Below are 20,647 nucleotides of genomic sequence, written 5' to 3'. Positions count from 1 at the left end.
CGTGTTTGGTAAAAGGCGCCGCCGAGCTCGCACCGGGAAGGCCTTCCTTTCGCCCCCCGCGACGCTTCAAACGCCGACTTCTTCAACAGCCCCACGCGGCAGCGCTGATGGGGGCGGCGAAAACCTTGGCCGCTGCCGCTCGCAGACCCTTGTGATCGTCCGCGACGACGAGCTTCACACCGCGCAGGCCCCGGTCTGCCAGCGAGCGCAGGAAGCCCTTCCAGAAGACCTCCGCCTCCGATGGGCCGGTCGCGACGCCCAGCACCTCGCGCCGTCCGTCCGTGTTGACGCCGACGGCGACTATGGTGGCGGTGGAGACGATGCGCCCACCGTCTCGCTCCTTCAGGTAGGTGGCGTCGATCCAGAGATAGGGCCATTCGCCTTCGATCGGCCAGGAGAGGAACGCGTTCACGCGTTCACGCGCTCGTCGATCTCGCCGGCCAAGCGGCTCACCTCGCTCTTGGAGACCCCGCCGGCACCCATCGCCTTGACCAAATCGTCCACCGACCGCGTCGAGACGCCGTGAACGTAGGCTTCTCTGCCAAATGCTCGCATTTGGCTGGGATCACCGCCGCCAAGGCCTTCTCGGGCATGCGCCGCGGTTCCAGGAAGCTCGGGAAGTAGGACCCTTTCCTCAGCTACGGGATCGCCAGTTCGATCCGACCGGCCCGCGTGTCCCATGCCCGCTCGCGGTGGCCGTTGCGGTGGTTGGTCCGCTCCGGCATGCGAACGCCCGGGTTCGCGCCCGTTCGCACCTCGATCTCCAGTTCCATCATCCGGTCGGCCGCAAAGGCCAGCATCTCGCGGACAAGATCGACGTCCGCCTCTTGCTCGATCAGCTTCAGAAGCGTCTTCTTCGCATCGGTCATCGCCATCTTCGGCTCCAGGTTCAGGTTCGCAGTCCGAACCCTACCGAAGATTGGCGATGGCCACCTCAGGGGAGCCGCTTCCTACACCACCTCGCGGGACACGACCCTCGTCTCGCCCAGGCGATCGAACCGTCATCGACACGCTGGCAATCGAGTTCGAGCATGACAAGACGGTTCATCCGCACAAGGCGCTCGGCTGTTCTGATCGTCACCGGCGCCGTCGCCGGGTTCTGCGTCAATTCGACGGTGCGCGCAGGTGCCGATCTCGGGTTTGCGATGACGGTCGTCCGGGACGCCGTCATCGGCTTCGATCTGCCGGAGGCGGACTTTTCGGCTCGCGTGATCTTCGAGGTGACGATGGCCCATCTCGAAGCTGATTTCGCCACGGTGGTCGAGACGGCGTCGATCGTGGACGCGGCAGACCGGGAAGCGAGCGACGCTGCCCCGAGCTGAGCCTGCAATGGTCGATCGCCGGGTGCCGACGCTGCGATCGACGTTGGGGGTGCTGGGCGATCGAAGCGTGGCGGGGCGATGGGCTGATGGCCCGGCGGCCGCCGCGGGACGCCGGCCTTCTCCGGACACGGGCGACACCGTGGGTCGTTTTTCGATGCCGCGTCGCGTGCCATGCTGGCGGGGTGAGGCGAACGGCCGTCGAACCACGGTGCCGCCCCGGATGCGCGCCCCGTTCGTGTCGCGGTGCCGGCCTTTCTTCCGGAGTTTGCCGTGCATCGTCGAGCGAGAGCCCCGGAACGCCTCGCCCGCCCACGCCCTGTCCTGTAAGGAACGGGGCACGGCGAACGGGCGGGGGTCATGAAGGTTCTTCTCATCGAGGACGACGCGTCCACCGCGCACTACGTCCTGACGGGGCTGCGTGAAGAAGGTCACGAGATCGACCATGCGCTCGACGGCTCGACCGGGCTGGAACTCGCCTGCACGCGGACCTACGACGCGCTGGTCGTGGACCGGATGCTCCCCGTCCTCGACGGGTTGTCGCTGGTGCGGGCGCTGCGCTCGGCCGGACGCGACGCGCCGATCCTGTTTCTCACCGCGCTCGGCGGGGTGGACGACCGCGTCGAGGGGCTGGAGGCGGGCGCCGACGACTATCTCTTGAAGCCCTTCGCCTTTTCGGAACTTCTGGCGCGGCTGAACGCGCTGATGCGGCGGGCGCCCGCGCGGCGCGAGGAGACGGTCCTCGTGGTCGGCGATCTCAAGCTGAACCTCCTGTCGCGCGTTGCCACCCGCGGCGGCCAGCCGATCGACCTGCAGCCGCGCGAGTTTCGGCTCCTCGAATACATGATGCGCAACCGCGGCCGGGTGCTCACCCGCACCATGCTGCTGGAGCGCGTCTGGGACTTCCATTTCGACCCCAAGACCAACGTCGTGGAAACCCATGTAAGCCGGCTTCGGGCCAAGGTCGACCGGCCCTTCGCCACCGAGCTGATCCGCACCGTACGCGGCTCGGGTTATCTCATCGATGCGTGACGAGGCGCCCATCGACGACGGCGATGGCCTGCCGCCGAAACGGCTGGGCGGCGGCGAGGGGGGCGCGCTCGCGCCGTTCCGCACCTCGCATTTTCGTGTCGCGGCCGCCTACACGCTGCTCTTCGTCGTCGGCGCGGTGCTCATTCTCGGAACGACCTTCGTGATCGCCAGCGCCGAGATCCGCGGCGTGTCGGAGAGGGAGATCCGTCACGACATCGCCGCGTTCCACTCGGCCTTCGCGGGCGGCGGTGCGGCAGAGCTGCGCCATGCCGTCCACGAGCATTCGGAAGGGGCGCCGGGCGACAGCTTCTTCCTGCTTCTGGATGCCGACGGCGCCTTCGTTGATGGTAACATTCCCGCTTCGCTGTTTCGCGACGGCTGGTTCGAGGGGCGGATGGACGAGGCGACGGTGCGCCGAAGCCAGGAGTTGATGGACGCCGCCGCCACCAACAGCGACGGCGAGGTGCGCCTGTTCTCGTTCGGAGATGCGATCGGGCCGTTCCGGGTGCTGGCCGGGCGCAACTCGCACATCCTGCACGAGACGCGCGAGATCATCCTCGCCTGCCTCGTCTACGGCGCCGGCGCGATCGCGCTGCTCGCCATCGGCATGGGCTATCTCGTGGCACGCGGGCCCGCGCGTCGCGTCGAAATCGTGGCGGGGATCACCCGGCGGATCGTCGCCGGACGCTTCGACCTGCGTCTGCCCGTGACGCGGCGGCGCGACGAGATCGACCATCTCTCGGCCGACATCAATCGGATGCTGGCGCGCATCGAGACGCTGATGGACAGTCTGCGCCAGGTCTCCAACGACATCGCGCACGACCTGCGCACCCCGCTCGCCCGCCTTCGCCAGCGGCTCGACACCATGCTGCGCCGGCCCCCCGAGCCTGAGGCCTTCGCGGCCTCGATCGAGGCCGCGATCGCGGAAGCCGACGGGATCATCGAGACCTTCCATGCGCTCCTGCGCATCGCGCAGGTCGAGGCGGGCGCGCGGCGGGCGCGCTTTCGCACGCTCGATCTCTCCGCCCTCGTCGCGAAGGTCTGCGAGGTCTATGGCGACGTCGCGGACGAGGCCGGCCACGGCTGGACGGCGACGATCGCGCCCGGCGCCTTCGTCGAGGGCGACGGCGATCTCCTGACGCAGCTTCTCGCCAATCTCGTGGAGAACGCCATCGCGCATGTGCCGGCGCCCGGCCGCATCGCGGTCGCGCTGGAGCCGGACGCGGCGGGGTGGCGCCTCGTGGTGGCCGACGACGGTCCGGGCGTGCCCGAAGCCGAGCGCGAGCGCATCTTCCGCCGGCTCTACCGGCTGGACCGCAGCCGCTCGACGCCGGGCACCGGCCTCGGCCTGGCGATGGTGGCGGCGATCGCGGACCTGCACGAGGCGTGCATCGAGGTCGGCGACAACGCGCCGGGCCTGCGGCTCAACGTGCGCTTTGCGGCGGTGCAGCCTGCGCTTGCGGCCTGAACGGTCGGCGAGGACGGGACCGGCGTCCGGCGCCGATCCGGCGTCGTCGTCAGCAGGCCACGCCCCCCTTTGTCTGCGGCGATCTCAGGCGACGCGGGCGAGGGTGACGCGGCGCCGCGTGGAGGCCGGCGCGTCGATCTCGAAGCTGGCACGGTCGCGCGACTGGTCGAACAGGACCTCGCCGACGAAGCCGGCGGTCTTCCAGAGGATCTCGCGCGAGCACTGCGTGGCGACCACGAGGCCGAGCCGGCGCATGTGGCTGCGCTGAAAGCAGAAGGCGGCGAGCGCGGCACGCTGGGCTTCGGAATGGCCGGCCACGATTTCCTCGACGCGCGCCTCGCTGGAGCGCAGCAGCAGCGCCAGGAGTTCGATGTCGATCGGGCAGGTGGCTTCGTTGGGTCTGTATCGCTGGCTCATGAGGGTCGAACTCCGCTGGGTTGGCCCCATGGAGCCGTCATCACGGTGGCGCGAAGCTGACGCCGGTCGCCGAGCGTCGCGGGATGCGGCGACGTGAGGCGACGCGGCCACAGATCGATGGCGCCCGACGGCCTCGAGCCAAGGTGTCGGGTCCAAGGGGGGCCGCTCGGCAGCCTCCGTCCGTTTCGCCCGCGGCCCTAGCGGCGGCGGCCGCGACCGGCCGGGCTCGATCCGGGGCGCGGCGCCGCGGGCGTGTTCTGGTCGTTCTCGTCCACGAGCTTGCGCCAGCGCACGAGGCGTTCGGGGTCGAGCGTGCCGTCGGCCACCGCCGCCCGCACGGCGCAGCCGGGCTCGTGCGCATGGGTACAGTCGCGGAAGCGGCAGAGCGGCGCGAGGTCGGTGATGTCCGAGAAGAGCCGCTCGATGCCCTCCGCGGCGTCGCTGACATGAAGGGTGCGCATGCCCGGCGTGTCGATCACCCAGCCGCCCGCCGCCATCCTGTGCAGCGAGCGGGCGGTGGTGGTGTGGCGGCCCTTGGCGTCGCTCTCGCGCACGTCGCCGGTCTCCTGCTGGGCGGCGTCGGCGCCGGCGAGCACGTTGACCAGCGTCGACTTGCCGACCCCCGAGGAGCCGACGAGGGCGACGGTGCGCCCCGGCCCGCACCAGGGGGCGAGCGCTTCGAGCGCCGCCGCGCGCTCGCGCCCGTTCACGGCCACCACGGCGAGTCCGCTCTGCAGCGCCTCTGCCTCGCGGCGATAGCGGGCGGGATCGTCGGCGAGATCGGCCTTGGTCAGGAGCAGCACGGGATGGGCGTCGCCCTGGTTGGCGAGCGCCAGATAGCGCTCCAGCCGCGCCGGGTTGAAGTCGGCGTTGCAGGAGGTGACCACGAAGAGCGTGTCGATATTGGCCGCCGCCGGCTGCAGCGTGGCGGCGCCCTCGGTGCGCCGCTGCAGCACCGACCGGCGCCCAAGGCGGCGGCGCAACACGCCGGTGCCCGGCTCGGCCAGAACCCAGTCGCCGACCGCGAAGTCGCCGGTGCCGAGACGCGGCGGCAGGGCGAGGGCGAGCGGCCCCGAAGGCGTCAGCAGCGCCACGCGCGTACGATGGACCGCCGAGACGCGGCCCCGTGCAAGCCCTTCGTCCTCCGGGCCGAGCTGATCGGCGAAGAACGCGTCCCATCCGAGATCGTCGAGCGTGGGCGGGGTGAGGGAGGCGGGTTCTGTCATGGCGTCAGTCCTGCCACGTCGTGGGGTTTGGTGCGAGGGGCTCGTTGCCGCGTCGCCTTTGGGCGGGCGATGCAGGGCGGCCGGACCGCGGATTGCCACGGCACGGTGCGGGCGCTGCACATCCTTGATGTGCGAGGATCGCGGCGGGGTGCGGTGCAGACCGGACGCTCGCCGAGGCTCGGCCGCCTTGATGTTTCCATCTCGCGTCCGGCGGTCGTCGCATCGCCGCGGGGCTCTTGGCGGGATCACGACCGACCTTTACCCTCACGGCCTTCGAGGCGAGGAGGGGGAAACGGACATGCCTGTTTATGCGCTGGACGAGCACGAGCCCCAGCTGCCGGCGGATGGCCGCGTCTTCGTGGCGCCGGATGCCCATGTCGTCGGACGGGTACGGCTGGGCGCGGAGGTCGGCATCTGGTTCGGCGCGGTGCTGCGCGGCGACGTCGAGGACATCGTGGTGGGCGCGCGCAGCAACATTCAGGATGGCGCCGTGCTGCATGCCGATGCCGGCTTTCCGCTGGTCATCGGCGAGGGCTGCACGATCGGCCACCGCGCCATCGTCCATGGCTGCACGATCGGGGCGAACTCGCTGATCGGCATGGGCGCCACCGTGCTGAACGGCGCGCGCATCGGGCGCGACTGCCTCGTCGGCGCCGGAGCACTGGTGACCGAGGGCAAGACGTTCCCCGATGGCTCGCTGATCCTCGGCGTGCCCGCCAAGGTCGTGCGGGCCCTGGATGCGGCTGCGATCGAGGGGCTGCGGCGCTCCGCCGAGCACTACGTCGCCAATGCGCGCCGCTTTCGCAATGGGCTGCGCGCTCTCTAGCGCCTCTATTTGCCGGCTTATCGTCGGTTCCGATCAGGCGCGGATCGCGTGGCCGGCCTCGTCGAAGCGGTGGATGCGGCCGGGCAGCGGCGTCAGATGCACGGTGCTGTCGACCGCGATCGGGCTCTCCTCGGGAATGCGCACGGTCACCTCGCTCCCCCCCGGCAAGGCTACGTAGAGATAGGTGTCGGAGCCCAGATGTTCGGCATGGCGCACCGTGCCCTGCCAGAGACCGCCTTCGGTGGAGACGCGGATGTGCTCGGGCCGGATGCCGATCGTCGTGGCATTCTCGGCGCGGGCGAACTCGCCGGTGAGGAAGTTCATCTTCGGCGAGCCGATGAAGCCGGCGACGAAGAGATTGTCGGGGCGGTTGTAGAGGTCGATGGGGCGGCCGACCTGCTGCACGACGCCGGCGTTCAGCACCACGATCTTGTCGGCGAGCGTCATCGCCTCGATCTGGTCGTGGGTCACGTAGATCATCGTCGCCTTCAGCGTGCGATGCAGCTTGGCGATCTCGAGGCGCGTGTTGACCCGCAGCGCCGCGTCGAGATTGGAGAGGGGTTCGTCGAAAAGGAACAGACGGGGCTCGCGCACGATGGCGCGCCCGATCGCCACGCGCTGGCGCTGGCCACCCGAGAGCTCGGCCGGGCGTCGCTTGAGGAGCGCCGAGAGCTGCAGGAGCGCGGCGGCCTTTTCCACCCGCCGCTCGCGCTCGTCTTTTCCGACGCCGTCCTCCTTCAGCGCCAGCGTCATGTTGCCGGCGACGGTGAGGTGCGGATAGAGCGCGTAGGACTGGAACACCATGGCGATGCCGCGCTTGGCGGGCACCGCGGCGTCGACGTTGCGCCCGGCGATCTCGACGGAGCCCGAGGTCTGCGTCTCCAGCCCAGCGATGATGCGCATGAGCGTGGACTTGCCGCAGCCGGACGGGCCGACGAAGACGACGAACTCGCCCTCCTCGACGTCGAGATCGACGCCCTTAAGCACGTCGATCTCGCCGAAGGTCTTGCGGATGTCGAGGAGGCGCAGGGATTTCACGGGCGGGTCGGGCTCCGGGAGAAGGGCAGGGCGGTCACAGCGTCACGATCCGGCGCTCGCGCATCGAGCGGTCGGCGGCGAGCACCACGGCGAGCGAGCGCACGGCGTCGCTCATGTGGCGCTCGAGGTCGTGGTCGCCGCGGATGGCATCGAGCACGAACTGCTGCTCGCGCTCGCAGAGCGCCTGATGACCGGGCTCGCCCGCCATCGAGACGAGTTCGTCGGGCGCTGCGAAGCTCCCGTCGGCGGTGAGTGCCGCGCCGTGGATACGGATCGTCGCGGTCTTGGTGTGCGTGTCGATGTCGGCCGAGCGTGCGCCCTCGTCCATCACGATCGAGACCGAGCCGTTGGGGCTCATCACGTCCTTCACGAAGAAGGCGGTCTCGGAGATCATCGGCCCCCAGCCCGCCTCGTACCAGCCGAGCGAGCCGTCGGCGAAGAGCACCTGGAGATGGCCGTAATTGACTTGGGTCTCGGCGATCTCGGGCGAGAGACGCAGCCCCATGCCGCGCACTTCCACGGGCGCGGCGTCGGTGATCTGCAGCATCACGTCGAGATAGTGGACGCCGCAGTCGACCACCGGCGAGGTCGACCGCATCAGCGCCTTGTGGATCTCCCAGGCCGGGCCGGAGGACTGCTGGTTGAGGTTCATGCGGAAGACGTAGGGGCCGCCGAGCGCGCGGGCGCGGCTGACGAACTCCACCCAGGACGGATGATGGCGCAGGATGTAGCCGACGACGAGCTTCCGGCCGAGACGCCGGGCGGTCTCCACGACGCGTTCCGCGTCCTCCACCGTCGCCGCCAGCGGCTTCTCGACGAAGACGTGGGCGCCGGCCTCCATCGCGCGGATGGCGAGGTCGGCGTGGCTGTCGGTGTAGGTGGAGATGGCGACGAGATCGGGCTTGCCGGCCAGCCCCGCCTCGAAATCCCCGGTGAAGGGATAGGCGGCGAGCTCGCCCGGCAGCGCCACCGGCGAGCGGTTGCCGAGAGCTACGATCTCGAAGCCGGGATTGCGATGGTAGGCGAGGGCGTGGGAGAGGCCCATCTGCCCCAGCCCGTAGGCGAAGACGCGGATCGGCCCGGCGGTGGGGGCGGCGGTCATTTCACGGCTCCGGCGGTGATGCCGGCGATGAGCTGGCGCGAGAACAGGGCGTAGAGCACGAGGATCGGCAGGATCGCCAGCGACAGGGCGGCGAGCACCGCCTCCCAGTTGGTGACGTATTGCCCGAGGAAGAGCTGCGCGCCGAGCGTCACGGTCTTGGTGGCCTCGCCGGGCGCCAGGATCAGCGGGAACCAGAGATCGTTCCAGATCGGGATCATCGTGAACACCGCGACGGTGGCGAGCGCCGGGCGCACCAGCGGCAGCACCAGCACGAAGAAGACGCGGTATTCCGAGAGGCCGTCGATGCGGCCCGCGTTCTTCAGGTCGTCCGAGACGCCGCGCATGAACTCGGAGAGGATGAACACCGCGAGCGGCAGCCCCTGCGCGGTGTAGACGAGGATCAGCGCCGTCAGCGTGTTCACGAGGCCGGCGGCCACCATCATCTGCAGGATCGCCACCGTGCCGAGCCGGATCGGCACCATGATGCCGAGCGCCAGCGTCAGGCCGAGCGCGGTGTTGAGCCGGAAGCGGTATTCCGACAGGGCGAAGGCGGCCATCGCGCCGAAGAGCAGCACGAAGAACAGGGTCGCCAGCGTCACCGTCAAGCTGTTGCCGAAATAGGAGAGGAAGTCGCCCTGCGTCGCCACCGTCATGTAGCCGTTGAGCGAGAACGTGCCGGGCAGCGGCGGCGTCAGGGGCGAGGCGAAGATCGCCTTGCGCGTCTTGAACGAGTTCATGACGACGAGGATCACCGGCAGCACGGCGACCAGCGTGTAGATAACGAGCGCGGCGTGCACGAGCCCCATGCGCAGGCGCTGCACGGGAGCCTTCGCCGGCGAGGCGGCCTTCGCGGGAGAGGTCATCGCAGCCGCCTCACATCTGGTAGCGGCGCAGCCGCCGCTGGATCACGAAGAGATAGAAGGCGACGCCCGTGAGGATGATCAGGAACATCGCGGTGGCGACGGTGGCGCCCATGTAGCGGTCGCCCTGCTGCAGCTGGAAGCCGAAGAAGATGCGGTAGAGATAGGTGCCGAGGATGTCGGTGGATAAGTTCGGCCCGGCCAGCGCCCCCTGCATCGTGTAGACGAGGTCGAAGGCGTTGAAATTGCCGACGAAGGTGAGGATGGCGGTGAGCCCGATCGTCGGCAGGATCAGCGGCAGCTTGATCTTGAAGAACTGCTTGAAGCCGGTGATCCCGTCGCATTCGGCGGCCTCGATGATCTCGTTCGGAATGGAGATCAGCGCCGCGTAGATCAGCATCATGGGAATGCCGACGAACTGCCAGACCGAGACGAGCGACACCGTCGCCAGCGCATAGGCCTCCTGCCCGAGATAGGGCGCGAAGAGCGAGCGCAGGCCCACCGAGCCCAGCATCATCGGCGCGACGCCCCAGAGCGGCGAGAGGATCAGCTTCCAGATGAAGCCGACCACCACGAAGGAGAGGATGGTCGGCAGGAACAGCGCCGTGCGGTAGAGTGCGACGCCGCGAAGCCGTGGCACCGAGAGGAGCGCGGCGAGCGCGATGCCGACGGGGTTCTGCACGAGGATGTGGAAGAGGAAGAAGACGAAATTATTGTGCAGCGCGTTCCAGAACCCGTCGGCATAGCGGGGGTCGCCGAAGAGGGTGCGGACATTGTCGAGCCCGACGAAGACCGCTTCGCCATCACGCAGGTTCTGCAGCCCGAGCCAGAGAGTCTGCGCCAGCGGCACCAGCATGATCACCCCGTAGACGAGAAGCGCCGGCGCCAGGAACACCGCGATGTGCCAGCGCCGGCGGGCGGGGGCGGGAGCGTCCGGGGCGTCGTCCATGGAATGTCCTCGAAACGGCTGTCATGACCGGGCGGGCGATGGCCCCATCCCGGCGGTCGGGTGCCGGCGGGCGGCTTGAACCGAAGAGCCGGCACGCTGCGGCGGCAACGGGCCTGCGAACCTTCGTCGTCCCGGCGCCGAGCCGGAATTCCTGCCGCGACGTCGAGGTCGACCGACGCCGGGTTCGGGCCCAAGCCGTGTGCGACGCGCGTTCGGACGGGACCGAAGGACAGGCCCCGAGCGCGGTTCGATCTCCGGCCGGAGCACGGGCCTCGTCCGGGGCGCGGCCGCCTCCCGGGAAGGGGGAGACGGCGCGGCTTTCAGGTCTCGCGTCGGCCGTTCAGTTCGCCTGGCCGGGCTTGTACCAGCTGTCGAGGCCCTTCTGCAGCTTCTCGGCGGCCACTGCCGGCGTGTCGGTCTTGTTCATGACGTTGGCCGATTCCGCCCACGTCTCGTTCTCGAGGTTCGGCGTGCCGCGCGACAGGATCTGGTAGGTCGAGCGGATCGTGCGCTCGCAGTCGTTGCGCCACGACACGATGTCCTTGGCGAGCGCATTGGTCAGCTCCACCGGCTTGTCGTTGAGCGGGAAGAAGCCCGGCGCCTCGTTGCCGTAGATCGCCGCGAACTCGGGCGAAGCCACCCAGGTGAGGAAGGTCTTGGCGGCGTCCGCGTTCTTCGAGGCGGCGTTGAGGCCGAGCGCGATGTCCGGGTGGTCGGAAATGTAGCACTTGTCGCCGGCGGCGAGCACCGGCGGCTTGAAGGCGCCGATCTCGAAATCGGCCTGCTGCTCGAAGGTCGCGATCTCCCACGAGCCGGCCGGGTAGATCGCCGCGCGCCCGAGGGTGAAGAGGTTCTGGCTGTCGGGATAGGTCTGCGCCTGGTAGCCCTCGCCCATGTAGTCGGCCCATTTGGCGAGCGTCTCGTAGGGCTTCACCCATTCCGGATCGGTGAGCTTCTCCGTGCCGGCGACCAGCGCCTCGCGGCCGGCCTCGCCCTTCCAGTAGGTCGGGCCGATGTTCTGGTAGCCCATCGTGGCGGCTTCCCACTGGTCCTTGGTGCCCATGGCCAGCGGCACGTAGCGCCCGTCCGCCTTGATCTTGTCGAGGAGCGCGAAGAACTCGGCCTCCGTGGTCGGCGGCTCGACCCCGAGCTCCGTGAAGGCTGCCTTGTTGTACATGAAGCCGTGCAGCACCGCGGCCATCGGCACGCAGAAGGTCTGCTGGCCGTCGTCGCTCGACCAGGCCGTCTTGGCGATGGGCGAGAAGTTCTCGAGGCCCGAGAGCCCCGTGAGGTCGGCGAGCTGGCCCTTCTTGAACAGCGCCAGCGAGGCGTCGAACGGGCGGCAGGCGACGAGATCGCCGGCCGAGCCCGCGTCGAGCTTGGCCGAGAGGGCGGAGTTGTATTCGGTGGGCGCGGAGGGCGCGAAGGTCACCTTGATGTCGGGATGCTCGGCCTCGAAGGCGGGGATGATCTTCTCCTGCCAGATGGAGAGATCGTCGTTGCGCCAGCTCTCGATGGTGAGGGTCGTCTGCGCGAAGGCCGCCGGGACGAAGGCCGCGAGCGCGGCGAGACCGGTGGTGGCGCGGAGGAAAGCTCGGGTCATGCCAAAGTCCTTCTGGAGTCTCGCCCCCGGATGGGAGCCGATGAGAGGGCGGTCATTGCGCCCCGGCAGGGGTGCGGGCGGAAGGGTCGGGTCGAAGCGCGGCCAGCGCCGGCCGTAGATGGCCGTCGCTCGCCGCCAGCCGGCGCGCGGCGTCGGCGGGATCGCTCGCACCGGCGGCCAGAAGCACAGCGGCCTTCACGTCGCCGCCACCGGCGCCGAGCGCCTGCGCTGCGACATCGCGATCGACGCCGGCGGTGTGGGCGATCATCGCGGTGGCGCGGGCCACCAGCTTGGCGTTGTCGGCGCGAACCGCCACCATCTGCCCGTCATGCACATGGCCGCGGCGGATGGCGACCGCGGTGGAGAGCATGTTCAGCGCCGCCTTCTGCGCGGTGCCGGCGCCCATGCGGGTGGAGCCGGCGACGATCTCGGCGCCGGTGTCGAGGAGGACGGCGACGTCGGCATGGCCGAAGAGCGGGGCGCCCGCATTGTTGGCGACGGCGATGCAGGCCGCGCCGGCGGCGCGCGCCGCCTCGAGTCCGGCCACGACGTAAGGGGTGGAGCCGCTGGCGGAGATCGCCACCACGCAGTCGGCCTCGCCGATTGCCGCGGCCGCGACGTCGCGCCGGGCGGCGTCGGCATCGTCTTCCGGTCCGCCCGCGAAATCGTCGACGATGCCCCGCCCGCCGGCGAGGATCGCGAGGAAGCGCTCGGGCGGCTCGCCGTAGGTCTGCGGGATCTCCAGCGCGTCGGCGAGCGCGATCAGCGCCGGGCTGCCGGCGGCGAGATAGACGAGGCGACCGCCACGGGCGAGACGCGCCACGGCGAGATCGACGGCTTGCGCCAGCGCCGGCAAGGCCGCGTCCACGGCCCGCAGCGCACGCTGCTGGCCGGTGAGAAGCAGCGCCAGGACGTCGGTCGTCGGGCGCTGGTCGATGCCGTGCGCGGCGGGGTCGAGCCGTTCGGTGGCGCGCTCGGGCGCGGGATCGTTCGTCTTCATTCCCAAGCCTCCCTTCGCCCACAGCCCAGCGGACCGGAATGATTTGTCGTGTGGACGTTACCACCTTAATGCCATTCGTCCAGACCCGCTGTTAATTTTTTCAACACTTTTTGCGTTGCAGCAAAAAGATGCAGGCGAGGCGGATTGGAATGGCGACTATCGCGATCTGAAGCAGCTCATAGCCAACCCGAAGGGGTCTGAACCCAACCAAAACTGTCATTTGCACCGGCGTCACGGGGTCCGATCGCACAATCGCAGCGGTGGACTTGTCTCGCCGGTTTAGGTTGGTATGGTCGGCGGGATCGGAGTGGCACCATGCGAGATCTCCTTCTCATCGGGGTGGACGGCGGCGGTACGGGGTGCCGGGCCCGCGTGCGCGACCAAGACGGACGTCTCCTCGGCGAGGTGACGGGCGGCGCCACCAACGTCTTCACCGGCGTCGAGACCGCCCTTGCTTCGATCCTCGACACCGCCATTGCGGCGCTGGAGGCCGGCGGTCTCGGGGCCCGAGATCTCGCCCGCTGCGTCACGGGGCTTGGCCTGGCCGGCGCCAACGTCCCCTCCGTCGCCGCGGCCCTGCATGCGCAGCCGCTGCCCTTTGCCGCCCATGCGGTGGAGACCGACGCGGCCACCGCCTGCTGCGGCGCCTTTCCCGAAGGCGAGGGTGCGGTCGCCATTCTCGGCACCGGCACGGCTTATGCCCTGACGCATGGAGGCGAGACCCGGCTTCTCGGCGGCTGGGGCATGATGGTCTCCGACGTCGGCAGCGGCGCCGATCTCGGACGCCGGGCGCTCGCCGCCGCGCTCCTTGCCCATGACGGCGTGCTGGCGCGAGAAGGTCTGCCTGCCGCGTTGCTCGCGGCCTTCGGCGACGAGCCGAGCGCGATCGCCGAATTCGCCAAGACCGCCCTGCCGCGCGACTTCGGCGGCTTTTCGCCCCTCGTCTGGCACCATGCCGAAGCCGGCGACGCCGTGGCGCTCGCGCTCGTCGAGGAAGGGCTTGGCGTGATCGAGCCGATGTTGCGCCGCTGCCTCGCTCTCGGCGTGCCGCGTCTGGCGCTTCTCGGCGGCCTCGCGCCGCGCTACCGGCCGCGCATCGCCGCCGATCTCGCTGCACTCGTGGTGCAGCCCGCCGGCGATGCGATGGAGGGCGCGCTGGCGCTCGCCCGCTCGCTCCTGCCGGCGACGGCGCTCCGGTCTTCGACCTCGCAGGCCGTGGCATGACGGCCTCGCTCTTCCACGCCGCCGCCCTGCCGCTGGGCGGCGGCCCGCTCTACCTGCGGCTCCAGGCGATGATCCGCGGTGCCGTGGCCGACGGCCGGCTGAAGCCCGCCGATGCGCTGCCGCCCGAGCGCGAGATGGCGCTGAGCGTCGGCGTTTCACGTGTGACGGTGCGCAAGGCGCTCGAAGGGCTGGCCGCCGAGGGCGTGGTGGAGCAGCGCCACGGCTCCGGCACCTTCGTCTCCGCGCCCTCGCGCAAGGTGCAGCAGGGCCTCTCCAACCTCACCTCCTTCACCGAGGACATGGCGACGCGCGGCCGGCGCACCACTTCGGACTGGATCGTCCGGCGGATCGAGCGCGCCGCGCCGGCCGAGGCCATGCAGCTGGCGCTCTCGCCCGGCGAGAGCGTGGCGCGGCTGCACCGACTACGACGCGCCGACGGCCTCGCCATGGCGATCGAGCGCGCCTGCATCCCCGTCGCCATCCTGCCCGATCCCGCGGCGGTCGGCGCCTCGCTCTACGACGCGATGGAAGCCGCCGGCCACCGCCCGGTGCGCGCGCTGCAGCGCCTCACCGCGCAGAATCTCGGCCCCGACGATGCCGGTCTTCTCGGCCTCGCCGAGGGCACCGCGGCGCTCGCCATCGTGCGCGTCTCCTTCGACGCCGCGGGCCGCCCCGTGGAATTCACCCGATCGCTCTATCGCGGCGACGCCTACGACTTCGTCGCTGAACTCGCCCTGTCCGAACGAGGCCCCGCGTGACCGAACACAGCCTAATGCGCCGCGAGATCGACGAGATCCCGGCCGCCCTCCGCCGCCTCTTGGCGCAAGACGCCGCGATCGCCGCCATCGGCGCGCGGCTGCGAGCGCTCGACCCTGCCGTGCTCGTCACCGTGGCGCGCGGCTCCTCCGACCACGCGGCGACCTACGTCAAATACGCCTGCGAGATCACCACCGGCCGGCCCGTCGCCTCGCTCGGGCCCTCGATCGTCTCGGTCTACGGCGCGCGCCTGCGGCTCGAAGGTCAGGCGGCCCTGGCGATCTCGCAGTCCGGCCGCAGCCCCGACATCGTGGCGCTGCTGGCGGCGGCGCGCGAGGGCGGGGCGGAGACCTTCGCGCTCGTCAATGCCGAGGGCTCGCCGCTCGCCGCCGCCGCGCACGCGGTTTTGCCGCTCCAGGCCGGCCCCGAGCGCTCGGTGGCGGCCACCAAGAGCTTCGTCTCCTCCGTCGCCGCCGGGCTCGCGATCCTCGCCGCCTGGACCGGCGACGCCGCCTTGAAGACCGCGCTCGAAGCCCTGCCGGACGAACTGGAAACGCTGCCGCGGCCGGACTGGAGCGCCGCTCTGCCGGCCTTCGCGGGCGCCCGCTCGCTCTTCACGCTCGGGCGCGGCCCCGGCTTCGCGGTGGCGAGCGAAGCGGCGCTGAAATGCAAGGAGACTTCCGTGCTCCACGCCGAGGCCTATTCCGGCGCGGAGGTGCTGCACGGGCCGGTGTCGCTGGTGGAGCCGGGCTTCCCGATCCTCGCCTTCATGCCGGACGACGCGGGCCGCGCCGGGCTGGACGCCATCGCGGCGCGCGTCGCGGGTTCGGGCGCGGCGCTCTTCACGGTGGGCGCGGCCGGGCACGGTACAATGCTGCCGCACGCGCGCACCCGCCATCCGCTCACCGAGCCGCTCGCCATGCTCGCCGCCTTCTACGGCTTCGTCGAGACCTTGTCGCGCGAGCGGGGCCACGATCCCGACGTGCCGCGCGGCTTGAAGAAGGTGACGGAGACGCTCTGATGGACGCCTACGCCCTTCTCGGCCCCGCGCTCTTCGACGGCGAACGCCGCATCGAGGGGCATGCCCTCGTCATCCGCGACGGCGCGGTGGAGGCGGTCGTCCCGCCGGAGGCGCTGCCGGCCGGGCTCGAGATCCGCCGGCTGGCCGGCGGGCTCCTCGCGCCCGGCTTCGTCGACATCCAGGTCAATGGCGGCGGCGGCGTCCTCCTCAACGAGAACCCGAGCGTCGAGGGCATTCGGGCAATCTGCGCCGCGCATGCGCGCTTCGGCTCCACCGCGCTGCTGCCGACCGTCATCACCGACCGGCCCGCCGTCACCTTCGCCGCGATCGAGGCGGCGACGCGGGCCGTGGCCGAAGGCGTTCCCGGCTGTCTCGGCATCCATGTCGAGGGGCCGTTCCTCTCGGTCGCCCGCAAGGGCGCGCACGACCCCGCCCTGATCCGGTCGATGGGCGAGGGCGACCTCGCCGCGCTTCAGGCCACGACCGTGCGCCCGCTCCTCCTCACCGTCGCCGCCGAGACGGTGCCGCCCGCCCAGATCGCGGCGCTGGCGGCAAGCGGCATCCACGTCTCGATCGGCCATTCGGACGCCGATTTCGACACGGCCAACGCCGCCTTCGCAGCGGGCGCGACCTGCGTCACCCATCTCTTCAACGCCATGAGCCAGCTCGGCCACCGCACGCCCGGCCTCGTCGGCGCGGCGCTGGAGAGCGAGAGCGTCTGGTGCGGCTTCATCCCCGACGGGCACCACGTGCACCCGGCCGCCCTGCGCACCGCGCTCGCCGCCAAGCGAGGGCGCCGGCGGATGATCGCCATCACCGACGCGATGCCCACCGTCGGCTCGCCCGACGACGTCTTCGTGCTTTCCGGCCGGCGCGCGACCCGCGAGAACGGCCGGCTGACGCTCGACGACGGGACGCTGGCGGGCTCCGACCTCACGATGATCGGCGCCGTGCAGTATCTCGTGCGCGTCCTCGGCGTGCCCCTGCCCGAGGCGCTGCAGATGGCCTCGCTGCACGCCGCCGAATTTCTCAGCCTCGCGCCCCGCTACGGCCGGCTGCTGCCCGGCTCGCGCGCCGACATGGTCTGGCTCGACGATGCGCTGGAGCTTCGAGGAGTCTGGATCGGCGGCGCGCCGGCCGGCGGGTTCTAGCCGGCGGGGGCCGGACGCGGCCTCAGAGCGCCGCCAGCCAGTCGCGGGCGAGCGTCAGATCGGCCTGGCCGAGGCCGTGGCCGCCCGGCAGGATGCGATGATCCACATTGGCGCCCGCCGCGCGCAGGGCGCTCGCGAGGCGTTCGGCGTTCTCCGCGGGCACGATCGGGTCGGCGGCGCCCGACAGGATGAGCACCGGCTTGCCCCGTAGGTCCGCGGCGGGCGGCGTGCCGAGCGGCATCATGGCGCGCAGCAGCACCGCGCCGGCGAGCGTTTCGGGGTGGAGCCAGAGCAGGGCGCCGGCGATGTTGGCGCCGTTGGAGAAGCCGAGCGCCACCGGGGCGGGAAGATCGTAGGCCGCGCGGGCCTCGGCCACGAAGGCGGCGAGGTCGCCCGCCCGGGCGACGACGTCCGCCTCGTCGAAGACGCCCTCGGCCAGACGCCGGAAGAAGCGCGGCATACCGTTTTCCAGGACCTGGCCCCGCGGCGACAGGAGGGCCGCGCCGGGCGCCACCATGTCGCCGAGCGGCAGGAGATCGGCCTCGTCGCCGCCCGTGCCATGCAGGAGGAGAAGCGGCGGACGTGCGGTCTCGCCGCTCGCGGGGACGAGGCGATGGACGTGGGAAAGCGAGTTGCTCATGGCGGGCTCCTTCGGCGGTGTGTTGGGTGGCGGCGGAGCGAGCCCCGCCGCCCCGTTCGTTCGGGCGTCAGGCCGCGCCCAGCCCGAGATCGGGCAGGACGGCGGCGATGCGCTCGCGCTGCCCTTCGAGGAAGGCCGGCAGCTTGAGTTGGGTGCCGAGCGCGGCGGTCGGCTCGTCGGCGGCAAAGCCCGGCGCGTCGGTGGCGATCTCGAAGAGCACGTGGCCGGGCTCCCGGAAATAGACCGAGCGGAAGTAGTTGCGGTCCTTCTGCTCGGTGGTGCCGATGCCGTGATTCTCCTTGAGCCGCTCCACCATCGCGGCCTGCGCCACGTCGTCAGCGGCGCGGAAGGCCACGTGATGCACCGAGCCGCCGCCCGGCCGGGGTTTGAGGAAGCCGCCAACGGCGCGAAGATCGACCGTGCCTCCGACCCCGTCGGTGCTCGTGCGATAGCGCACCGTCGTGTCCTCGCGGGCCGCCTCGGCAAAGCCCAGCACGTCGGCGAGCACCGCGCCGGTCGGCGCGGCGTCCTCAACGAGGAGGCTCACCGAATGGAAGCCGCGGATCGCGTGCTCGGCCGGAACGTCGCCGGACGCGAAACCCGGCTCGCGCTCGGCTCCGGGCACGGCGACGAGGGCGAGCCGCATGCCGTCGGGATCGCGGAAGGCCACCACCGTCTCGCCGAACCGCTTCTCCAGCGCCTCGTGGGCGACGCCATGCGCGAGGAAGCGATGCGTCCAGAAGCCGATCGCCCCCTCGGGCACGCGGAACACGGTCTCCTGCGTCTCGCCGACGCCGAGGCGCCCGGGCGCCACGTGCTCCCAGGGGAAGAAGGTGAGGATCGTGCCGGGCGCGCCGGCCTCGTCGCCATAGTAGAGGTGCCAGGTGCCGGGATCGTCGAAATTGACGGTCTGCTTCACGAGGCGCAGGCCGAGCGTCCTCGTGTAGAAGCGGACGTTGCGGCTCGCCGGGCCGGCGATCGCGGTGACGTGGTGGATGCCGTGGGTCATGGGAAGGCTCCGGGTTCGGCTGTTCGCTCCACCCCACATAAGCGGCACGACCCCCGGATTGCACCTCTCGGATGATTGCGTCTATGCAATGCTGCCATTGCAGGAAGCGTATCTCGATTGCTTTCGCGCACCGCGCCGCGAGGACAGAGTCGATGCCCGATCCCTTCGCCGCGCTCGCCTGGGACGATCTGCGCCTGATCGGCGCGGTGGCGGAGGCCGGCACACTGCCGGCGGCCGCCCTGCGGCTGGGCCTTGCCCATTCCACCGTGTTCCGGCGGCTACGCGCGATCGAGGCCGCCGTCGGCTGCCCGCTCTTCGAGCGCCACGGCGCGGCGCTGCTCGCCACCGGCGCGGGCGAGGATCTGGCGCAGCTCGCCCGGCGGATGGGCGAGGATGTCGGCGCCGTGACGCGTCGGCTGGCGGGGCAGGCGCCGCTGCCGCATGGCGAGGTGCGCGTCGCCACCAACGATTCGCTGCTCATGCATCTCCTGCTGCCGCTCTTGGCGAGCTTTCGCGCGGCCTGCCCGAGCGTGCGTCTGGAGATCGTCGTCGGCAATCCCGCCGCCAACCTGTCGCGAAGGGATGCCGACGTCGCCATCCGCGCCGCCGACCGGCCGCCGGAGACGCTGGTCGGGCGCAAGGCCGCGCGCATCGCCTGGGCGCTCTACGGGCGGCGCGACGCGTTCCCCGGCGCCGTGCCGGACGAGGCGGCGCTTCTGGCGCAGGACTGGCTGTCGCTCGGCGAGGGCCTTGGCAGCATGAAGGTGGCGCGCTGGCTGGCGGCCCGCATGCCGCCGGAGCGGGTCGGGCTGCGCGTCGACAGCGTGCTGGCGCTGGCGCAGGCCGTGGAGGCCGGGCTCGGGCTCGCGCATCTGCCCTGCTTCGTCGGCGACGCCCGGCCGGCGCTTCGGCGCCTCGGGGCGCCCGAGCCGGAGTTCGCCGCCGATCTCTGGCTGCTGACGCATCCGGACCTGCGGGGCGCCGCGCGGGTGCGCGTCCTCCTCGACCACCTCGCCGCGGGCATCGCCGGGCAGCGCGCGCGGATCGAGGGCGCCGATCCCGGGGAAACTCGTGCCGTGGAAGCGCTGTCGCAGAACGTGGTGCGGGAGGAAACCGGCGCTTGAGGATGGGCGCCGGGGGAGGGGCCGGGACCCGTCAGCCCTGCGGCGCGGCGCGCTCGGCGGCGGACACCTTGGCGGTGCCGTCATTGGCCAGCGTCGCGGCGATGAGAAGCGCCGAACGGGCGCGACTGGACGCGGGTTCCGCGGCGGCAACGGCGATCGGCATCGTCACGGGCGTGCTCGCGGGGGCGGCGGCCACCGTGTAGCGGTTCACGAGGGCCTGCGCCTGCGCCTCGATGCGGCGCGAGCGGATGATCGCCAGCCGGCCGCGAAGGCCCGCGAGCGACAGCGAGGCGAGGAGCCGCGGCGCTGGCGAGCCTTGAGCCCGCACGGCCTCGTAGCGGCCCATCAGCGCCCAGAAGCGGCGCTCGGCCTCGGCATCGGTCCAGATTCGCGGCTGCGTCATGTCCTCGTCCTCGCACGAACCCGGGCGCGGGGTCCAGCGCCGGCGGCGCCCGCACGCGGGATCCTCCGGGCCCAACATGGCGAGGCCCGACCCGACACTAGAAACGCTGGCTTGTTCGGGGCTGGCCTTCGTGGCTTTCGCGTCGGGATCATGCGTTGGGCGCATCGCTCCCATTCGTTATGGTGCGTTGCAGCAAAGGAAGGGTGAGCGCATATTGAGGTCATTCAAGGAGATACAACATGAGCTTCACCAGCCGCATTCGCAGTGCCCTCCGCCCCGTCCGCGAGGACGATCGTGCCCACGCATACCTCAACGAAGCCACCTCGCTCGTCGACCTCGAGCGTCGCCAGCGCGAGATCGACCAGGGCCTTCTTCGCCGGCGTGCCTACCCCTTCTGAGGCCGGCCTCCATGCCGCTCTCCACGACATCGTAGAAAAGGCGCCCTTCGCAGGCGCCGTTTTCGTATCCGGACGTCGGTC

At 70.9% G+C, this 20,647-nt stretch carries 21 protein-coding genes and 1 pseudogene; 10 read left to right on the top strand and 12 right to left on the bottom strand.

The features are described 5' to 3' along the window. Window positions 1–869: pseudogene (locus tag GGR04_RS19445) on the bottom strand (IS256 family transposase); the annotation flags it as partial. A 162-nt stretch (window positions 870–1,031) separates the two neighbouring features. On the opposite strand from GGR04_RS19445, the gene GGR04_RS19440 reads away from it, so the two are divergent. The 3 genes from GGR04_RS19440 (at window position 1,032) to GGR04_RS19430 (ending at window position 3,819) form a co-directional block, all read left to right on the top strand. Beyond that, window positions 1,032–1,322 carry an isochorismatase family protein gene (locus GGR04_RS19440; RefSeq protein WP_183201605.1) on the top strand — a complete coding sequence of 97 codons (291 nt, stop codon included), beginning with the start codon at window positions 1,032–1,034 and terminating at the stop codon, window positions 1,320–1,322. 357 nt (window positions 1,323–1,679) lie between these two features. Continuing rightward, window positions 1,680–2,351 carry a response regulator transcription factor gene (locus GGR04_RS19435; RefSeq protein ID WP_183201603.1) on the top strand — a complete coding sequence of 224 codons (672 nt, stop codon included), beginning with the start codon at window positions 1,680–1,682 and terminating at the stop codon, window positions 2,349–2,351. Beyond that, window positions 2,344–3,819: a sensor histidine kinase gene (locus tag GGR04_RS19430; RefSeq protein WP_183201601.1), complete on the top strand. Its 1,476-nt coding sequence runs from the start codon at window positions 2,344–2,346 to the stop codon at window positions 3,817–3,819. Before GGR04_RS19435 ends, GGR04_RS19430 begins: the two co-directional genes overlap by 8 nt. Before the next feature lie 84 nt (window positions 3,820–3,903). On the opposite strand, the gene GGR04_RS19425 is transcribed toward GGR04_RS19430, so the two are convergent. Together GGR04_RS19425 and rsgA are read right to left on the bottom strand one after the other, a co-directional pair. Beyond that, window positions 3,904–4,236, bottom strand: coding sequence for a hypothetical protein (locus GGR04_RS19425; protein WP_183201599.1), 333 nt, complete (start codon window positions 4,234–4,236; stop codon window positions 3,904–3,906). Window positions 4,237–4,433: 197 nt separating this feature from the next. Continuing rightward, window positions 4,434–5,462, bottom strand: coding sequence for a ribosome small subunit-dependent GTPase A (gene rsgA, locus GGR04_RS19420; protein WP_183201597.1), 1,029 nt, complete (start codon window positions 5,460–5,462; stop codon window positions 4,434–4,436). A gap of 298 nt (window positions 5,463–5,760) precedes the next feature. On the opposite strand from rsgA, the gene GGR04_RS19415 reads away from it, so the two are divergent. Then, a complete protein-coding gene (locus GGR04_RS19415) occupies window positions 5,761–6,288 on the top strand; it encodes a gamma carbonic anhydrase family protein (RefSeq protein WP_183201595.1) in 528 nt (175 codons plus the stop codon). Between the two features lie 33 nt (window positions 6,289–6,321). Here GGR04_RS19415 and GGR04_RS19410 read toward each other — a convergent pair whose 3' ends face one another. The 6 genes from GGR04_RS19410 to GGR04_RS19385 all read right to left on the bottom strand — a co-directional run bounded on the left by GGR04_RS19410 (window position 6,322) and on the right by GGR04_RS19385 (window position 12,840). Next, the gene (locus tag GGR04_RS19410) at window positions 6,322–7,326 is read right to left on the bottom strand and encodes an ABC transporter ATP-binding protein (RefSeq protein ID WP_183201593.1); all 1,005 of its coding nucleotides are present in this window, start codon (window positions 7,324–7,326) and stop codon (window positions 6,322–6,324) included. Between the two features lie 34 nt (window positions 7,327–7,360). Then, complete coding sequence (locus GGR04_RS19405; protein WP_183201591.1) at window positions 7,361–8,428, bottom strand: Gfo/Idh/MocA family protein; 1,068 nt, start codon at window positions 8,426–8,428, stop codon at window positions 7,361–7,363. Beyond that, window positions 8,425–9,234, bottom strand: coding sequence for a carbohydrate ABC transporter permease (locus tag GGR04_RS19400; protein WP_183201628.1), 810 nt, complete (start codon window positions 9,232–9,234; stop codon window positions 8,425–8,427). The genes GGR04_RS19405 and GGR04_RS19400 overlap by 4 nt, the downstream gene beginning before the upstream one ends. A 67-nt stretch (window positions 9,235–9,301) precedes the next feature. Next, window positions 9,302–10,237, bottom strand: a complete 936-nt coding sequence (locus tag GGR04_RS19395; protein WP_183201589.1) for a carbohydrate ABC transporter permease — start codon at window positions 10,235–10,237, stop codon at window positions 9,302–9,304. Window positions 10,238–10,577: 340 nt separating this feature from the next. Continuing rightward, the gene (locus GGR04_RS19390) at window positions 10,578–11,840 is read right to left on the bottom strand and encodes an ABC transporter substrate-binding protein (protein WP_183201587.1); all 1,263 of its coding nucleotides are present in this window, start codon (window positions 11,838–11,840) and stop codon (window positions 10,578–10,580) included. Window positions 11,841–11,892: 52 nt separating this feature from the next. After that, entirely contained in the window at window positions 11,893–12,840 is a 948-nt protein-coding gene (locus tag GGR04_RS19385) for an N-acetylmuramic acid 6-phosphate etherase (protein WP_183201585.1), read from the bottom strand. A gap of 315 nt (window positions 12,841–13,155) precedes the next feature. On the opposite strand from GGR04_RS19385, the gene GGR04_RS19380 reads away from it, so the two are divergent. Genes GGR04_RS19380 through nagA form a run of 4 tightly spaced genes read left to right on the top strand, consistent with a single transcriptional unit; the run spans window position 13,156 to window position 16,992 of the window. Continuing rightward, entirely contained in the window at window positions 13,156–14,064 is a 909-nt protein-coding gene (locus GGR04_RS19380) for a glucosamine kinase nucleotide-binding domain-containing protein (RefSeq protein ID WP_183201584.1), read from the top strand. After that, window positions 14,061–14,822 carry a GntR family transcriptional regulator gene (locus GGR04_RS19375; protein WP_183201582.1) on the top strand — a complete coding sequence of 254 codons (762 nt, stop codon included), beginning with the start codon at window positions 14,061–14,063 and terminating at the stop codon, window positions 14,820–14,822. The genes GGR04_RS19380 and GGR04_RS19375 overlap by 4 nt, the downstream gene beginning before the upstream one ends. Before the next feature lie 14 nt (window positions 14,823–14,836). Then, window positions 14,837–15,841, top strand: coding sequence for an SIS domain-containing protein (locus GGR04_RS19370; protein ID WP_183201626.1), 1,005 nt, complete (start codon window positions 14,837–14,839; stop codon window positions 15,839–15,841). Beyond that, window positions 15,841–16,992, top strand: coding sequence for an N-acetylglucosamine-6-phosphate deacetylase (nagA, locus tag GGR04_RS19365; protein WP_312857492.1), 1,152 nt, complete (start codon window positions 15,841–15,843; stop codon window positions 16,990–16,992). Before GGR04_RS19370 ends, nagA begins: the two co-directional genes overlap by 1 nt. Window positions 16,993–17,014: 22 nt before the next feature. Here the strand turns inward: nagA and GGR04_RS19360 are convergent, their stop codons facing one another. Together GGR04_RS19360 and GGR04_RS19355 are read right to left on the bottom strand one after the other, a co-directional pair. After that, a complete protein-coding gene (locus GGR04_RS19360) occupies window positions 17,015–17,632 on the bottom strand; it encodes an alpha/beta hydrolase (RefSeq protein ID WP_183201580.1) in 618 nt (205 codons plus the stop codon). 67 nt (window positions 17,633–17,699) lie between these two features. Then, window positions 17,700–18,641, bottom strand: a complete 942-nt coding sequence (locus GGR04_RS19355; RefSeq protein WP_183201578.1) for a ring-cleaving dioxygenase — start codon at window positions 18,639–18,641, stop codon at window positions 17,700–17,702. A 152-nt stretch (window positions 18,642–18,793) separates the two neighbouring features. Here GGR04_RS19355 and GGR04_RS19350 point away from each other — a divergent pair, with 152 nt between their 5' ends. Then, complete coding sequence (locus GGR04_RS19350; RefSeq protein ID WP_183201575.1) at window positions 18,794–19,765, top strand: LysR family transcriptional regulator; 972 nt, start codon at window positions 18,794–18,796, stop codon at window positions 19,763–19,765. Window positions 19,766–19,796: 31 nt separating this feature from the next. Here GGR04_RS19350 and GGR04_RS19345 read toward each other — a convergent pair whose 3' ends face one another. Then, window positions 19,797–20,168 (bottom strand): hypothetical protein, encoded by a 372-nt coding sequence (locus GGR04_RS19345; RefSeq protein WP_183201573.1) that lies wholly within the window; start codon window positions 20,166–20,168, stop codon window positions 19,797–19,799. Window positions 20,169–20,407: 239 nt separating this feature from the next. Between GGR04_RS19345 and GGR04_RS19340 the strand changes: the two genes are divergently transcribed. Continuing rightward, window positions 20,408–20,566 carry a DUF3563 family protein gene (locus GGR04_RS19340; protein WP_183201571.1) on the top strand — a complete coding sequence of 53 codons (159 nt, stop codon included), beginning with the start codon at window positions 20,408–20,410 and terminating at the stop codon, window positions 20,564–20,566. Window positions 20,567–20,647 lie beyond the last annotated feature (81 nt).

Origin of the sequence: Aureimonas pseudogalii, assembly GCF_014196835.1 — a bacterium.
In the GTDB taxonomy this organism is placed as follows: Bacteria; Pseudomonadota; Alphaproteobacteria; order Rhizobiales; family Rhizobiaceae; genus Aureimonas; species Aureimonas pseudogalii.
Note: the sequence above shows the minus strand (reverse complement) of the source record. Positions and strands in the feature narration are given on the sequence as shown.

What these genes read in the sequence shown, in the direction of transcription:
- GGR04_RS19400 (WP_183201628.1), bottom strand. Translation starts at nt 9,234, where the DNA reads ATGGGGCTCGTGCACGCCGCGCTCGTTATCTACACGCTGGTCGCCGTG.
- GGR04_RS19435 (WP_183201603.1), top strand. Translation starts at nt 1,680, where the DNA reads ATGAAGGTTCTTCTCATCGAGGACGACGCGTCCACCGCGCACTACGTC.
- nagA (WP_312857492.1), top strand. Translation starts at nt 15,841, where the DNA reads ATGGACGCCTACGCCCTTCTCGGCCCCGCGCTCTTCGACGGCGAACGC.
- GGR04_RS19395 (WP_183201589.1), bottom strand. Translation starts at nt 10,237, where the DNA reads ATGGACGACGCCCCGGACGCTCCCGCCCCCGCCCGCCGGCGCTGGCAC.
- GGR04_RS19390 (WP_183201587.1), bottom strand. Translation starts at nt 11,840, where the DNA reads ATGACCCGAGCTTTCCTCCGCGCCACCACCGGTCTCGCCGCGCTCGCG.
- GGR04_RS19355 (WP_183201578.1), bottom strand. Translation starts at nt 18,641, where the DNA reads ATGACCCACGGCATCCACCACGTCACCGCGATCGCCGGCCCGGCGAGC.
- GGR04_RS19385 (WP_183201585.1), bottom strand. Translation starts at nt 12,840, where the DNA reads ATGAAGACGAACGATCCCGCGCCCGAGCGCGCCACCGAACGGCTCGAC.
- GGR04_RS19380 (WP_183201584.1), top strand. Translation starts at nt 13,156, where the DNA reads ATGCGAGATCTCCTTCTCATCGGGGTGGACGGCGGCGGTACGGGGTGC.
- GGR04_RS19345 (WP_183201573.1), bottom strand. Translation starts at nt 20,168, where the DNA reads ATGACGCAGCCGCGAATCTGGACCGATGCCGAGGCCGAGCGCCGCTTC.
- GGR04_RS19350 (WP_183201575.1), top strand. Translation starts at nt 18,794, where the DNA reads ATGCCCGATCCCTTCGCCGCGCTCGCCTGGGACGATCTGCGCCTGATC.
- GGR04_RS19425 (WP_183201599.1), bottom strand. Translation starts at nt 4,236, where the DNA reads ATGAGCCAGCGATACAGACCCAACGAAGCCACCTGCCCGATCGACATC.
- GGR04_RS19375 (WP_183201582.1), top strand. Translation starts at nt 14,061, where the DNA reads ATGACGGCCTCGCTCTTCCACGCCGCCGCCCTGCCGCTGGGCGGCGGC.
- GGR04_RS19440 (WP_183201605.1), top strand. Translation starts at nt 1,032, where the DNA reads ATGACAAGACGGTTCATCCGCACAAGGCGCTCGGCTGTTCTGATCGTC.
- GGR04_RS19370 (WP_183201626.1), top strand. Translation starts at nt 14,837, where the DNA reads ATGCGCCGCGAGATCGACGAGATCCCGGCCGCCCTCCGCCGCCTCTTG.
- GGR04_RS19405 (WP_183201591.1), bottom strand. Translation starts at nt 8,428, where the DNA reads ATGACCGCCGCCCCCACCGCCGGGCCGATCCGCGTCTTCGCCTACGGG.
- GGR04_RS19430 (WP_183201601.1), top strand. Translation starts at nt 2,344, where the DNA reads ATGCGTGACGAGGCGCCCATCGACGACGGCGATGGCCTGCCGCCGAAA.
- GGR04_RS19415 (WP_183201595.1), top strand. Translation starts at nt 5,761, where the DNA reads ATGCCTGTTTATGCGCTGGACGAGCACGAGCCCCAGCTGCCGGCGGAT.
- GGR04_RS19340 (WP_183201571.1), top strand. Translation starts at nt 20,408, where the DNA reads ATGAGCTTCACCAGCCGCATTCGCAGTGCCCTCCGCCCCGTCCGCGAG.
- GGR04_RS19360 (WP_183201580.1), bottom strand. Translation starts at nt 17,632, where the DNA reads ATGAGCAACTCGCTTTCCCACGTCCATCGCCTCGTCCCCGCGAGCGGC.
- rsgA (WP_183201597.1), bottom strand. Translation starts at nt 5,462, where the DNA reads ATGACAGAACCCGCCTCCCTCACCCCGCCCACGCTCGACGATCTCGGA.